The sequence below is a fragment of the Duganella aceris genome, assembly GCF_011090165.1.
Classification (GTDB): Bacteria; Pseudomonadota; Gammaproteobacteria; order Burkholderiales; family Burkholderiaceae_D; genus Rugamonas; species Rugamonas aceris.
In genome coordinates, this window is the sequence record NZ_JAADJT010000008.1 from 195,173 (window position 1) to 209,801 (window position 14,629).

The 14,629-nt window shown below is 67.7% G+C and carries 9 protein-coding genes; 8 read left to right on the top strand and 1 reads right to left on the bottom strand.

Annotated elements, in window-relative coordinates; genetic code table 11:
• Positions 1 to 158 precede the first annotated feature (158 nt).
• The 7 genes from GW587_RS18535 to GW587_RS18565 all read left to right on the top strand — a co-directional run bounded on the left by GW587_RS18535 (position 159) and on the right by GW587_RS18565 (position 11,857).
• Positions 159 to 1,919 (top strand): glycoside hydrolase family 2 protein, encoded by a 1,761-nt coding sequence (locus tag GW587_RS18535; protein ID WP_166105917.1) that lies wholly within the window; start codon positions 159 to 161, stop codon positions 1,917 to 1,919.
• Positions 1,920 to 1,930: 11 nt separating this feature from the next.
• Positions 1,931 to 5,782, top strand: coding sequence for an NAD(P)-binding protein (locus GW587_RS18540; protein WP_166105919.1), 3,852 nt, complete (start codon positions 1,931 to 1,933; stop codon positions 5,780 to 5,782).
• On the top strand, positions 5,779 to 6,888 hold the full coding sequence (galE, locus tag GW587_RS18545) for a UDP-glucose 4-epimerase GalE (RefSeq protein WP_166105921.1): 1,110 nt from the start codon (positions 5,779 to 5,781) through the stop codon (positions 6,886 to 6,888). Before GW587_RS18540 ends, galE begins: the two co-directional genes overlap by 4 nt.
• Positions 6,889 to 6,973: 85 nt before the next feature.
• Positions 6,974 to 9,364, top strand: a complete 2,391-nt coding sequence (locus GW587_RS18550) for a PAS domain-containing hybrid sensor histidine kinase/response regulator (RefSeq protein WP_166105923.1) — start codon at positions 6,974 to 6,976, stop codon at positions 9,362 to 9,364.
• Entirely contained in the window at positions 9,361 to 10,632 is a 1,272-nt protein-coding gene (locus GW587_RS18555) for a phosphatidylserine decarboxylase family protein (protein WP_166105924.1), read from the top strand. Before GW587_RS18550 ends, GW587_RS18555 begins: the two co-directional genes overlap by 4 nt.
• Positions 10,633 to 10,643: 11 nt before the next feature.
• The gene (locus GW587_RS18560) at positions 10,644 to 10,829 is read left to right on the top strand and encodes a hypothetical protein (protein ID WP_166105926.1); all 186 of its coding nucleotides are present in this window, start codon (positions 10,644 to 10,646) and stop codon (positions 10,827 to 10,829) included.
• The gene (locus GW587_RS18565) at positions 10,826 to 11,857 is read left to right on the top strand and encodes an alpha/beta hydrolase (protein WP_166105928.1); all 1,032 of its coding nucleotides are present in this window, start codon (positions 10,826 to 10,828) and stop codon (positions 11,855 to 11,857) included. The genes GW587_RS18560 and GW587_RS18565 overlap by 4 nt, the downstream gene beginning before the upstream one ends.
• Here GW587_RS18565 and GW587_RS18570 read toward each other — a convergent pair.
• The gene (locus GW587_RS18570) at positions 11,780 to 12,715 is read right to left on the bottom strand and encodes a YihY/virulence factor BrkB family protein (protein WP_166105929.1); all 936 of its coding nucleotides are present in this window, start codon (positions 12,713 to 12,715) and stop codon (positions 11,780 to 11,782) included. The two genes, GW587_RS18565 and GW587_RS18570, sit on opposite strands and share 78 nt — an antisense overlap.
• 125 nt (positions 12,716 to 12,840) lie before the next feature.
• Here GW587_RS18570 and GW587_RS18575 point away from each other — a divergent pair, with 125 nt between their 5' ends.
• Positions 12,841 to 14,625, top strand: a complete 1,785-nt coding sequence (locus GW587_RS18575) for a YbhB/YbcL family Raf kinase inhibitor-like protein (protein WP_166105932.1) — start codon at positions 12,841 to 12,843, stop codon at positions 14,623 to 14,625.
• Positions 14,626 to 14,629 lie beyond the last annotated feature (4 nt).

Consider the following 14,629-nt stretch of genomic DNA (forward strand, 5'->3'; position numbering starts at 1 on the left):
GGACTCTGTTCGCGCGCTAACGTGCGGCGTGTAGTCCTGCATGCGGTAGGACCGTTCCTACCATTATTGAAGGTTAAATCCCACCGTTGCAATCGTAAAACTTTTGATAAAATAATTATAACAATTTGCCGCCGGCGAATTCTTTCAGAGAGGAACGAATGCGCCAGTTCGAATATCCCCGGCCGCAACTGGTGCGACCCGAGTGGACCTCGCTGAACGGTGAATGGGAGTTCGCGTTCGACGACGCGCTGCGCCATGCCGGCCCGCACGACGACATCGATTGGCGCCAGCGTATCGAGGTGCCGTTCGCGCCGGAAGCGGCGGCCAGCGGCATCGGCGACGAGGGCTTCCATCCCTGCGTCTGGTATCGGCGCCGCTTCGAGGCGCCGGCGGGCGGCGGACGCACGCTGCTGCACTTCGGCGCCGTCGACTACGCCGCCAGCGTCTGGCTCAATGGCCAACTGGTGGCGACGCATGAAGGCGGCCATACGCCGTTCAGCGCCGACATCACCGGCGCGCTGGTCGCCGACGCGCCGCAGTCGCTGGTGGTGCGCGCCGAGGACGATCCGGCCGACCTGCACAAACCGCGCGGCAAGCAGGACTGGCAGCGCGAACCGCATTCGATCTGGTACCCGCGCACCACCGGCATCTGGCAGACCGTCTGGCTGGAAGCGGTGGGCGATACCTATATCAAGACGCTGCGCTGGACGCCGCTGTTCGATGGCTTCGAAATCGGCTGCGAAGTGCTGGCGGCCGGCACGCAGAAATCCGGGCTGTCGGTCGAAGTACGGCTGTGGCACGGCGACAAGCTGCTGGCGGACGATGTCTACATGCTGGTCGGCCAGGAAGCCAACCGCAAGATCGCGCTGTCCGATCCCGGCATCGACGATTCGCGCAACGAACTGCTGTGGTGCCCGGAGCGGCCGACGCTGCTGGACGCCGAACTGGTGCTGCGCGACGGCGCGCGCATCCTCGACACCGTACGCTCCTACACCGCGCTGCGCTCGGTCTCGCTGAACCGCGACCGCTTCATGCTGAACGGCCGCCCCTACCAGTTGCGGCTGGTGCTGGACCAGGGCTATTGGCCGCAATCGCTGATGACCGCGCCGTCCGACGACGCGCTGCGGCGCGACGTCGAACTGGCCAAGGCGATGGGCTTCAACGGCGTGCGCAAGCATCAGAAGATCGAAGACCCGCGCTATCTGTACTGGGCCGACCGACTCGGTCTGATGGTGTTCGAGGAAATGCCTTCGGCCTATGCCTTCAGCCCGCTGGCGGTGTCGCGGCTGGTCAAGGAATGGACCGAGGCGATCGAGCGCGACTACAGCCACCCGTGCGTCATCGTCTGGGTGCCGTTCAACGAATCGTGGGGCGTACCCAACCTGACGGCGATGCAGGCGCACCGCAACGCGGTCGAAGCCTTGTACCACCTGACGCTGGTGCTGGACGCCACCCGCCCGGTGATCGGCAACGACGGCTGGGAGGCCTCGGCCACCGACATCCTCGGCATCCACGACTACGACAGCGATCCGCAGCGCCTGCGCGCGCGCTATGAATTGAACGGCTCGGCCCACACGCTGTTCGATCGCCGCCGTCCCGGCGGGCGCATCCTGACGCTGGACGGCTTTCCGCATCGCGGCCAGCCCATCGTGCTGACCGAGTTCGGCGGCGTCGCCTACGACCCGCGCGCGCCGGAGCACCACACCTGGGGCTATTCGCGCGCCAACACGGCGGCCGCGTTCCATGAGCTGTACCGGGCCTTGCTGCAAGTGGCCAACGAGAGCGCGATGTTCAGCGGTTTCTGCTACACCCAGTTCGCCGACACCTTCCAGGAAACCAACGGCCTGCTGAACGCCGACCGGACGCCCAAGCTGCCGCTGGAGCAGATCAGCGCCGCCACCCGCAACGCCCAACCATGAGAAAGATCCCGATGCCAGTCCCGCACAGCGTCCCCGCGTCCGCAGCGTCGCCGCCGACCCCGCACTTCGCCACCTTCTGGCAGGCCGGCTACGAAGGCGCCGACCACGTCAACCGCGCCGGCCGCGCGCTGGACATGAACGCGGCCAACGGCCACGTCGACCGCGCCGCCGCCGACTATGCGCTGCTGGCCGAATTCGGCATCCGCACGGTGCGCGAGACGATCGGCTGGCGCCTGGTCGAGCGCGACGGCGTGTTCGACTTCAGCATCCTCGACGCGCGGCTCGACGCGGCGCGCGCGCTGGGCCTGGAAATCTGCTGGACCTTCTGCCACTACGGCTGGCCGGAGGAGATCGATGTCTACGGCCCGGAATTCGTGCCGCGCTTCGCGCGCTTTTGCCGCGCCGCCGCCGAATACCTGGCGCCGTACGTCGGGCCGGCGCCGGTATATTCGCCGATCAACGAAATTTCCTATACCGGCTGGGGCCTGTCGGTGCACATGTTCCAGACCCGGAACATGGAGCGACAGCACGACGCCAGCGAAGCGAAACGGCAGCTGGTGCGCGCCACCATCGCCGGCTGCGACGCCATCTGGGCGGTGACGCCGGGGGCGCGCATGTTGCAATGCGACCCGTTGATCCATGTGGTGCCGCCGTCCGCAGGCGCCGCCTGGAGCGCGCAAGCCGCCGGCTGGACCGAGGCGCAGTACGAAGCCTGGGACATGCTGTGCGGCCGGCGCGAACCCGAATTGGGAGGCGCGCCGCGCTATCTGGATCTGATGGGCGCCAACTATTACCAATCGAGCCAGTGGGAGACCGGCAGCGAAACCTGCCTGTGGTGGCACCTGGCCGATCCGCGCCGCCGGCCGCTGCACCTGATGCTGCTCGACCTGTGGCAACGCTATCGCCGCCCGCTGCTGCTGGCCGAAACCAGCCATGTCGGCAGCGGCCGCGGCGCCTGGATCCGCGAGATGGCCGCCGAGACCGCGCTGGCGATGCAGCACGGCGCCGAGCTGACCGGCATCTGTCTGTATCCGGCCATCGACCGCCCGGACTGGGAACAGGAACATCACTGGCACCGCAGCGGCCTGTGGGACCTCGACCGCGAGGGCGCCGATCCGCTGGCGCGCCACCTGGTGCGGCCGTACGCGGCGGCGCTGAAGCTGGCGCAACGTCTTACCGACCAATTATGCACAACCAACGCCCCACAAGGGCATAACCAGGAGAGAGCCATGGAAACCGTCGTCGTCTTTTGTCATCTGCGCTGGGATTTTGTATTTCAACGTCCGCAGCAGCTGTTGACCCGTTTGGCTCACCATTACAAAGTGCTGTTCGTCGAAGAGCCGATATACGATGCCGGCCCGGCGCGCATGGAAACGTATAGCCCCGCGCCCAACCTCACCGTCTATCAGCCGCATACCCCGGTTCCCGCCACCGGCTTCCACGACGACCAGTTGCCGGTGCTGCAAACCCTGCTGGAATCGCTGGTGCCGGACGGCGAGGATCCCATCGTCTGGTTCTACACGCCGATGGCCTTGCCGCTGCTGGCGCAACTGCATCCGTCGCTGGTGGTGTACGACTGCATGGACGAACTGTCCGCTTTCAAGAATCCGCCGAAGCAGCTGCTGCAGCGCGAAGCCGGCCTGCTCAACATCGCCGACCTGGTGTTCACCGGCGGTCCGAGCCTGTACGAGGCCAAGCGCAGTCGCCACGACAACGCGCATTGCTTCTCCAGCAGCGTCGACGCGATCCACTTCGAGCAGGCGCTGGACCGCAGCAACGGCCATCCGCTGCAACAAGGCATCGCGCGGCCGCGCCTCGGCTTCTACGGCGTCATCGACGAGCGCTTCGACATCGGGCTGATCGCCGCCATGGCCGACGCCCATCCGGAATGGCAGATCGTGCTGGTGGGGCCGGTGGTCAAGATCAATCCGGCCACGCTGCCGCAACGGGCGAACATTCATTACCTGGGCCAGCAGTCCTACCAGGTGCTGCCGCAGTTCCTGGCAGGCTGGGACGTCTGCCTGCTGCCGTTCGCGCTGAACGAATCGACCCGCTTCATCAGCCCGACCAAGGTGCTGGAATACATGGCGGCGGCGCTGCCGATCGTCAGCACCGCGATCACCGACGTCGAGAAGCCATACGGCGGCATCGTCGCCATCGGTCACAATCATGCCGAATTCATCGCCTGCTGCGAAGCGGCGCTGACGCAGACCGCCGGGCAGAAAGCCGCCATGGCCGCCGCGATGCGCGAAGTGATCGCCGCCACCTCGTGGGACACCACCGCCGACGCCATGCGCGCGCTGATCGACGGCGCCGAGCGCAATCCGTCCAGCCGCGTGCCGGCCGCGCAGGCGCCGCTGGACAGCACGGTCGCCGCCAGCTATGCCGAACCTGGCAAGATCAATCCCTTGCGCGGCGGCGCGGCGGTGCAGGGCACCGGCTGCCTGATCATCGGCGGCGGCCCGACCGGCCTGTCGGCCGCCTACCATGGCGACGCCGACACCATGCTGTTGGAGCGTAATTCCACCGTCGGCGGCTGGTGCCGTTCGATCGAGGACGCCGGCTTCACCTTCGACTACGCCGGCCATATCATGTTCTCCAACGATCCCTACGTGCTGAAACTGTACGACATCCTGTTGGGCGACAACCAGCACTGGCAGATGCGCGAGGCCTGGATCTACAGCAAGCAGGTGTTCACGCGTTATCCGTTCCAGGGTGCGTTGTACGGCCTGCCGCCGGACGTGATCAAGGAGTGCATCGTCGGCGCCATCGACGCCCGCTACGGCGAGACGCCGGCCAACGACGCCGCGCCGGCCTGCGCCGCCGAAGCGGTCGAGGATTGCTGCGCCGACGGCACCGCCGACGCGGCCAATGCCGGCGCCAGCGCGCGCCAGCAGAAAACCCAGAGCTTCGAGGAGTTCATCTACAAGGTCTGGGGCGCCGGCATCGCCAAGCACTTCGCGATCCCTTACAACAAGAAGATCTGGACCGTGCCGCTGAGCGAGATGGAAACCTCGTGGCTGGGCGGCCGGGTGCCGCTGCCGGACCTGGGCGAGATCATCGACGGCGCCTTGCAGCCGGTGGCCAAGCCGCAGGGACCGAACGCGCGCTTCGGCTATCCGCGCAAGGGCGGTTTCCAGGCGCTGGTGTCGGGCTTCCTGCCGCACATCCGGGGCAAGGTCGAGCTCAACGCCGACGTGGTGCAGGTGCTGCCGGGCGAGCACGCGGTGGCGCTGGCCGACGGCCGCCGCATCCAGTACGAGCATTTGATCAGCACCATGCCGCTGCCGGAGCTGGTCAAGCTGATCGGCCCGGAGGCGCCGGAAGAGGTGAGGGCGGCCGCGCGCGGCCTGCGCCATATCTCCATCCGCTGCGTCAACATCGGCATCGCCCGCACCGACGTCACCGACAAGCACTGGATCTACTATCCGGAGGACAGCATCTTCCACCGCATCTTCGTGCAGGGGAACGCCAGCCCGGAATGCAACGCCCCCGGCGGCTTCGGCTTCACCTGCGAGATTTCCTACTCGCCGTGGAAGCCGCTGCCGCTGGACGGCGACGCGCTGATCCAGCGCTGCATCGCCGATTGCATCAAGGTGGGCATGATGAACGCCGACGACAAGATCATGGTCGCCAACCAGGTCGACATGCCGTATGCCTACGTGGTCTACGACCACGCCCGCGCGCGGAATGTGGCCACGGTGCGCGACTGGATGGAGCAGCACGACATCGTGCTGGCCGGCCGCTACAGCGAGTGGGAGTACTACAACTCCGACCACGCCTTCCTGGCCGGCCGCAAGGCGGCGGACAAGGTGCGCGCGCTGCAGTCCGGCGGCACCCCGAACCAGGCGGCGGAATCATGAAACCGGCCGACGCAGGCAAGACGCCGCATTTGCCGCATATCCTGGTCGTGGGCGGCGCCGGCTATATCGGCTCGCACATGGTCAAGCGGTTGCGGCGCGCCGGTTACCAGCCGGTGGTGCTGGACAACCTGTCGCAGGGCCGGCGCGACGCCGTCGGCCCGGCGCAGCTGATTGTCGGTGAACTGGGCGACGACAGCGTGCTGGACGTGATCTTCCAGGCCTGGCCGATCGCCGCCGTGATGCATTTCGCCAGCTATATCCAGGTCGGCGAGTCGGTGGCGCAGCCGGCCACCTACTATGAGAACAACGTCAGCAACACGGTGGCGCTGCTGCGGGCGATGGTGCGCCACAACGTGCCGCGCTTTATCTTCTCGTCGACGGCGGCGGTGTTCGGCAATCCCGATTACGTCCCGATCGACGAACGGCATCCGAAGGCGCCGATCAATCCCTACGGCCATTCGAAGCTGATGGTGGAGCAGATCCTTGGCGATTTCGACGCCGCCTATGCCTTGCGTTCGTGCTGCCTGCGGTATTTCAACGCCGCCGGCGCCGATCCGGAGGGGGAGCTGGGCGAGTGCCACGAGCCGGAGACCCATCTGATTCCGCTGGTGTTGCAGGCGGCCTCCGGCCGGCGCGCCGCCATCACCGTCTACGGGCGCGACTACGATACGCCGGACGGCACCTGCATCCGCGACTACATCCACGTCCAGGATCTGTGCGACGCCCACCTGCTGGCGCTGGAGGGCTTGCTGGACGGCGCCGGCAGTTCGCGCTTCAACCTCGGCAACGGCGCCGGCTATTCGATCGATCAGGTGATCGCGGCCGCGCGCCGCGTCACCGGGCGCGACATCGTGGTGCTGGACGGTCCGAGGCGCCCCGGCGATCCGGCGCGGCTGGTGGCCGATCCGCAGCTGGCGCGCGATGTGTTGGGATGGACGCCGCAATACGGCGACCTGGACGCCATCATCGCCCACGCCTGGGCGTGGGAGCAGCAATATCAGCGCTGGGGACGCGGGTTGCTGCCGCATGCCGGCCCGGCGGCCAACGCGGCGTCGATGCTGGCCAGTGACGGCGGCGAGCGGCGCCGCCAGGACCGGCGCGCATGACACGGCACAGCGACGCGGGATTGCCGATGCAGCCGCCGTGGCCTGCGCGGCGCGGCATTCGCGTCCGCTCGTGCGAGAATCGGACATGATGAATCTCACCCACTACCAGGCGCTGCTGCGCGCTTCGCCTTACCCGTATCTGGTGATGACGCCGGACCTCACGATCGTCGGCGCCAGCGGGGCCTATCTGCGCTCGGTGCGGCGCAGCGAGGAGGATATCGTCGGGCGCTACGTCTTCGACGCCTTCCCGCCGGATCCCGACAAGCCCGACGCGACCGACGTCGCCGAGGTGAAAGCCTCGCTGCTGCGCGCGCTGGCCAAGCGCGAGCCGGACACCACCGCCTTCGTGCGCTACGCGGTGCCGGTCGAAACCGCGCAGGGCACGCGGTTCGAGGAGCGCTACTGGAGCACCGTGCACACGCCGGTTCTGGGCGACGACGGCGAACCGATTCTGGTGGTGCAGAACCCGGTCGACGTCACCGAACTGTATCTGTTCGACGAGCAGTCGGCGACGGCGAAACTGCAGCTGAACGCGGTCGGCGATACCGGACACTTCAACCGGGCGCAGATGCACGAGGCCCTGACCCGCATCCTGAACAACGAGCGCGAGCACTTGCGCAGCCTGTTCAACCAGGCGCCTGGCTTCGTCGCGGTGCTGATGGGGCCCAAGCAGGTGTTCGAGATGGTCAACGAAGCCTACTACCAGCTGGTCGGCCACCGGGAACTGATCGGCAGGGCCCTGTGGGAAGCGCTGCCCGAGGTGGCCGGCCAGGGTTTCGAGGAGCACCTGGACCGGGTCTACCGCACCGGCGAGCAGTGGGCGGCGCGCGCCATGCCGATCGCGGTGCAGGTCGACCCCAGCGGTCCGGTGGTGCAGCGCTACATCGATCTGGTGTATCAGCCCTACAAGAACCAGTACGGCACCACCATCGGCATCTTCGCCCAGGGTTACGACGTCACCGAGAGCGTCGAGGCGCAGGCCGCCAAGCGCGAAAGCGACGAGCGGCTGCGCGACGGCATGGACGCCGCCAGGATGGTGGTCTGGGATTGGAACATCGCCAGCGGCGAGTTGGCGTATTCCGACAACATGCTGCTGGTGCTCGGCTGCTCGCCCGAGGTAATGCCGGCGCTGAACCAGTTCGTGCACGCCGAGGACCGGCCGCAAGTGGCGAGCGCACACCTGCGCGCCTTGTCCGAGACCGGTTCGTACCACGAGGTGGTGCGCTTCATCCGGCCGGACAACAACAAGGAAATATGGGTCGACAGCCGTGGCAGGGTGCAGTACGGCCCGGACGGCAAGCCGGCCAGCATGCGCGGCGTGACGATGGACGTGACCGAACGCTATCGCGCCGAAATCGAGCTGCGCGAAGCCAGTCGCAAGAAGGACGAATTCCTCGCCATGCTGGCGCACGAGCTGCGCAATCCGCTGGCGCCGATCGCGACGGCGGCCGAGATGCTCAAGCTGACCGCCGCCGACGACCCGCGCACCCGGCGCGCCAGCGAGGTGATCAACCGCCAGGTCAAGCACATGACGACGCTGATCGACGACCTGCTCGACGTTTCGCGCGTCACGCGCGGGCTGGTCGAGCTGGAGCGGCAGCTGGTGGACGTCAAGGGCGCGGTGGCCAGCGCGGTGGAACAGGTTCGGCCGCTGATCGAAGCGCGCCGCCACACGCTGACCGTGCGCACCGACGGCGCGGCGGCCATCGTCAACGGCGACCACACGCGGCTGGTGCAGGTGATCACGAACCTGCTCAACAACGCCGCCAAATACACGCCGCAGGGCGGTGCCATCACGCTGGACGTCGGCGTCGCTGGCACGCAGGTCAAGCTCTGCGTCATCGACAACGGCATCGGCATCGAAGCGGCGCTGCTGCCGCACGTGTTCGACCTGTTCACGCAGGCCGAGCGCACGCCGGACCGGGCGCAGGGCGGGCTGGGCATCGGCCTGGCGCTGGTGAAGACCATCGTCGCGCTGCATGGCGGCGACGTGGTGGCGCGCAGCGAAGGGCCGGGCAGCGGCAGCACGTTCAGCATCGCGCTGCCGGCCGCCGCGCCGGGCGAGGTGGCCGCGCTGCGTCAGCGGAATCTGGCTGGCGAGGCCGACGCGGCGCCGCTGTCGATCATGATCGTCGACGATAATCTGGATGCGGCGGAGTCGCTGGCGTCGTTGCTGGAGGCGCAGGGGCACAAGGTGGCGGTGCTGGCGCACCCGCTGCAAGCGCTGGAGGCGGCGGAACGCGATCAGCCGCGCGTGTACATCCTGGACATCGGCTTGCCCGGCATGGACGGCTACGAGCTGGCGCGGCGCCTGCGCGCCAAGGCCGACGGCAGGCCCGCGCTGTTCATGGCGCTGACCGGCTACGGCCAGGCGCACGACCGCATCCTGTCGCGGTCGGCGGGCTTCGAACATCATTTCGTCAAGCCGATGGATATCGAGAAGCTGAACATGGTGTTGCGCGGGGTGCTGCCATGAGCCGCTTTTGCGTCGGAGAGTGGCTGGAAAGCGATCAAGCGGTGTTCGCGGACTGGATGAAAAGCCTGGGCGAGCACGCGGCGGCCCATCCAGCGCCGCTGCTGCCGCCGGTCAAGGCGCTCGAGGAATGCGTGGCGCGCAGCCCGCGACTGAGCGCGCTGGTGGCGCAGATGTTCGTGCAACTGCCGGTGGGATCGCCGCCGTGCGACCGCGATCCCACCGGCAGGCCGCAGGCGGGCAGCTTCGCGCAGGCGCTGCACATGATCAGCGTGGCGCTGGGGCGGCCGCCCGAATTCAACAAGACCGGCCTGACCGGCCTGCCGATCAACGCCATCCTGGACTGGCTGCTGCCGACCGAGGCCGGCCACGCATTCTTCCTGGACGACGATGTCAACCGCTGCCTGAAGGACATCCTGGACTACTGGGGCGAGTTCCTGCGCTCGGCGGCGTCGCTGCCGGCGTTGACCGACCGGCCGCGCAAGGGCTGGTTCAGCCTCGACGCCATGGCGCGCATGCCGGACTTCGACCGCGAATTCGAGTGCGATCCGGCGCTGCCGCATCGCGGCTTCACCTCGTGGGACGATTTCTTCACGCGCCGCTTCTGGCCGGGCCAGCGCCCGGTCGAGGCCATCGACGACGACGCGGTGATCGTCAACGCCTGCGAATCGGCGCCGTACCGGCTGGCGCGCGAGGTCAAGCTGAACGACCGGTTCTGGATCAAGGCCCAGCCCTACGCGCTGGAGCGCATGCTGGCCGGTGACGAATTGGCGCCGCGCTTCGACGGCGGCACCGTATATCAGGCGTTCCTGAGTTCCTTCAGCTATCACCGCTGGCACAGTCCCGTCGCCGGCCGCATCGTCAAGGCGTACGTGGTGGAGGGCAGCTATTATTCCTCGTGCATCGAGGAGGGCCTGGACCCGTGCGGGCCGCGCCGGTCGCAAGCCTATATCACGCAGGTGGCGACGCGGGCGCTGGTGTTCATCGAGGCCGATCATCCCGGCATCGGCCTGATGTGCTTCATGGCGGTCGGCATGGCCGAGGTGTCCGCCTGCGAGATCACGGTGCGCGCGGGCGACCGCGTCGGCAAGGGCCAGCAGATCGGCATGTTCCACTTCGGCGGCTCGACGCACTGCCTGATCTTCCGTCCCGAGACGGAGCTGGACTTCGACCTGCGCGGCCAGACGCCGGGCTTGGACGCCGAAAAAATCAAGCTGGGTGAACGCATCGCCACCGTGCGCCGGCGCACCGACGTATCGGACGAGGTGTGAGATAGTGCATCATGAACACTAAAATCATTCCCCGTTCCGATGCGCAGCAGGCGTCGGTCATCCGCCAGGGCATCGAGTGGTACCGCACCTATGGGCAGCGCAGCGCCGCCGCCTTCATGGTGTACCGCAACGTGCCGCGCCCGGTGATCGAGCGCGTGCTCGCCGCCGCCTGCCGTCGCGAAGACCTGGCGGCGTGAACGCCATCCCGCTGGACGCTGAAACGCTGGCCGACGCCCGCCGTTTCAACCGCAAGCTCGCCTGGGCGCCGCGCTTCAAGATCAGCAACCGTGTCGTCCCCATATTGATTCAATCGCTGCTGCGGCTGTCGCAGATCGGCGGCGGCCTGCGCGCGGCCCGCTCCGGCCTGCGCGTCGAACGGCGCGTGGCCGAAGTGGATTGCATGCGGGTGCGTGTGCGCATTCTGCGCGGCGCCAGGCCGCCGCGCGGCGTGGTGCTGGATTTCCACGGCGGCGGCTGGGTGATCGGCAACGCGCAGATGAACGACCAGCTCAACGCCGCCATGATCGCGGCCTGCGATGTGGCCGTGGTCTCGGTCGACTACCGGCTGGCCGGTGCGACACTCATCTCTTGCATCATGGACGACTGCCTGGCGGCGGCGCGCTGGCTGCTGGAGGGCGGACTGCCGGAATTTGAAGGACTGCCGGTCTACGTGCTGGGCGAATCGGCCGGCGGCCACCTGGCCGCCGCCACGCTGCTGCGGCTGAAAGCCTGGCCGCGACTGCTGCGCCGCATCGACGGCGCGGTGCTGTATTACGGCGTCTACGACCTGGCCGGCACGCCGAGCGTGCGCGAAGCCGGCGCCGAGACGCTGGTGCTGCACGGCCCCAGCATGCTCGATTCGCTGCGCCTGCTGACGCCGGGTCTGACCGACGAACAGCGCCGCCGGCCTCCGCTTTCTCCGCTATACGGCGATCTGGCGCAGCTGCCGCCCGCGCTGCTGATCGCCGGCGAGCGCGATCCGCTGCGCGACGACAGCATCGAGCTGGCGCGGCGCTGGCGCGAGTTCGCCGACGTGGAACTGCACCTGCTGCCGGAGGCGCCGCATGGCTTCATCCGCTTCCCGACCCGCATGGCGGCGGGCGCGCTGGCCCGCGTCCACCAGTGGCTGCGGGAGCGGATCGCCGCGTCATCCCTTGCGCCGGCTGCCCAGGGTGGTCGCGTATTCGTGGGTGAACAGCGCGCCAAAGAAGAAGATCTGCGCTGAATAATAAATCCAGGTGATCAGCGCCACGATCGATCCCGCCGCGCCATAGGAGGTGCTGAAGTCGCCGTGGCCGAGGTAAAGGCCGATCAGCACCTTGCCGCCCATGAACAGGATCGCGGTCAGGATCGAGCCGACGATCACGTCGCCCCAGGCGATGCGGGTCGCCGGCAGGAACTTGTAGATGAAGGCGAAGATGACGGTGACGATCACCATCGACAAGGCGGCGAACGCATACTGCAGCAGCTTGCCCGGATCGGTCGGATCGACCCAGCTGCCCTGGAACGCGGCCAGCCCGGCGTTGATCGCCAGCGACATCATCAGCATCAGCGCCAGCACCATCACCAGGCCGAACGACAGCATCCGCTCCTTGATGAACAGCCACGCGCCCGAACCCTTGTAGGGCGGGATCTGCCACAACTCGTCCAGGCTTTCCTTGAGTTCCGCGAAGGCGCTGGTGGCCGTCACCAGCACGATCATGCCGGAGATCAGGCTGGCCGCCAGGCTGTCGTTTTCCTGCTTGGCGCCGGCCAGGATGGCCTTCAGCGCCTCGCCGCCCTGGGCGCCGGTCAGCGCGCCGAGTTGGCTCAGGATGGCGCCGCGCACGGTTTCCTCGTCGAAGATCAGGCTGGCCAGCGCCACCACCAGCATCAGCATCGGCGCCAGCGAAAACAGGACGTACAGCGTCAGCGCCGCGCCCTTGCTGGCGGCGCGGCGGCTGAGCCACGCGTTGGCGGCGGCGCCGGCCAGCTTCGGCAACGCCGCCAGGTAGAGGCGCCAGCCGCCGCGCTGGACGCTGGCGCCGATATTCTCCCTGCGTTGTGCGGTGGCGTGGCGTTCGATTTCGGGGATCGGTTTCAATGGCTGCTCTCTTTAGGGGACGTGACCGCAACGATGAGGGTTTTCAATTGATTCTTCGGTGCGCGGGCGTACGGTGGAGTGGTGATGTCCCTAGCAAACTGGATGCCTACCATAAAGGGGCACACATGCGACTCATTCTTCCAGCGCTGATCGGCGGCATCGCACTTTCCATCTCCGGCGCCGGCCAGGCGCAGCAAGGGGACGGGACGCGGGTGGCCATCGCGACCGCCATCGTCAAGCCGGACAAGGTGGCGGCGACGCCGGAGCGCATCGCCGCGCTGAAAGCGCCGCCGGGCTTCGCGGTGTCGGCGTTCGCCACCGGACTGAAAAACATCCGCATCATCGCGGTGGCGCCGGACGGCACCATCTACGTCAGCCGCCGCGACCAGGGCGATGTGCTGATGCTGCGCGACGTCGACGGCGACGGCCGCGCCGACGGCCCGCCGGTGACGGTGGCCAGCCGCGCCGGCGCGCACGGCCTGGCGATCCGCGACGGCAAGCTGTATCTGGCCACGGTCAAGGAAGTCTTCGTCGCCGACATCCTGAAGGACGGCCGGCTGTCGCCGCTGAAGCTGATCATCGGCGACCTGCCGGACGCCGGCCAGCATCCGAACCGCACCCTGGCCTTCGGCCCTGACGGCATGCTGTATATCAGCGCCGGCTCGACCTGCAACGACTGCAACGAGAGCAATCCGGAAAACGCCACGCTGCTGCGCGCTTCGCCCGACGGCAAGCAGCGCGGCATCTTCGCCACCGGCCTGCGCAACACCATCGGCTTCGACTGGCAGCCGCGCACCGGCGAGTTGTGGGGCATGGACCACGGCATCGACTTCCTCGGCGACGACGAGCAGCAGGAGGAGCTCAACAAGCTGGAACTGGGCAAGATGTATGGCTGGCCGCACGTCTACGGCAACGGCACGATCTACCCGCAAAGCACGCCGGTGGGGGATATCACCAAGACCGAGTGGCGCGAGCGCAGCGAACCGATGAAGCTTGGCTACACCGCGCACGCGGCGCCGATGCAGCTGCTGTTCTATCGCGGCGGCAGCTTCCCGGCCGAATTCCAGGGCGACGCTTTCGTCACGATGCGCGGCTCGTGGAACCGCAGTACCCCCTCCGGCTATGAAATCGTCCGGGTGCGCTTCGACGGCGGCCAGGCCAAATCGATGGAGCCGTTCGTCACCGGCTTCCTGACCGACGGCGGCAAGACCCATATCGCGCGGCCGGTGGGGCTGGCGGTGAACAAGGATGGCTCGCTGCTGATGGCGGACGACGCCAACGGCGTGCTGTATCGGGTCGCCTACACCGGCGCCACCGGTACGGCGTCCGCGCTGGTGGCGCCGCCGGCCGGGCCGATGCAACAGCAGGCGGCCAAGGGCAGCAACGTGCCGCTGGCGCTGGCGCGTCCGGAATCGAGCGGCGGCGCCAGGCTGGCGGTGCAAAGCGCCGGCTTCGGCAACGGCGCAGTGATGGCGGCCAAATACAGCGAATACGCGGACGGCGTGTCGCCGCCGCTGTCGTGGGCGGCGGTGCCGGGCGCGAAATCGTACGCGATCCTCATGGAGGACCCGGATGCGCCGCAAAAGCCTTTTGTCCACTGGCTGGCCTGGAACGTGCCGGCCTCGGTGACCGGTTTGCCGGAGGGCTTGCAGGAACAGCCGCGCCTGACCGAGCCGGAAGGCGTGCTGCAAGGCCGTAACACGCGCGGTTCGGTGGGCTATTACGGACCGCGTCCGCCGGTCGGCGATCCGGCGCACCATTATCACTTCCAGGTCTACGCGCTGGACGCGGTGCTGGCGCTGCCGTTCGGCTCCGACCGCGACCAGCTGCTGAAGGCGGTCCAGGGTCACGTGCTGGCCAAGGGCGAAGTGGTGGGCCGTTACGCGCAATCGCAGCAACCGCAAAAATAAGGAA

Coding starts and splice junctions, on each gene's coding strand:
- GW587_RS18535 (WP_166105917.1), top strand. CDS start 159: ATGCGCCAGTTCGAATATCCCCGGCCGCAACTGGTGCGACCCGAGTGG.
- GW587_RS18540 (WP_166105919.1), top strand. CDS start 1,931: ATGCCAGTCCCGCACAGCGTCCCCGCGTCCGCAGCGTCGCCGCCGACC.
- galE (WP_166105921.1), top strand. CDS start 5,779: ATGAAACCGGCCGACGCAGGCAAGACGCCGCATTTGCCGCATATCCTG.
- GW587_RS18550 (WP_166105923.1), top strand. CDS start 6,974: ATGATGAATCTCACCCACTACCAGGCGCTGCTGCGCGCTTCGCCTTAC.
- GW587_RS18555 (WP_166105924.1), top strand. CDS start 9,361: ATGAGCCGCTTTTGCGTCGGAGAGTGGCTGGAAAGCGATCAAGCGGTG.
- GW587_RS18560 (WP_166105926.1), top strand. CDS start 10,644: ATGAACACTAAAATCATTCCCCGTTCCGATGCGCAGCAGGCGTCGGTC.
- GW587_RS18575 (WP_166105932.1), top strand. CDS start 12,841: ATGCGACTCATTCTTCCAGCGCTGATCGGCGGCATCGCACTTTCCATC.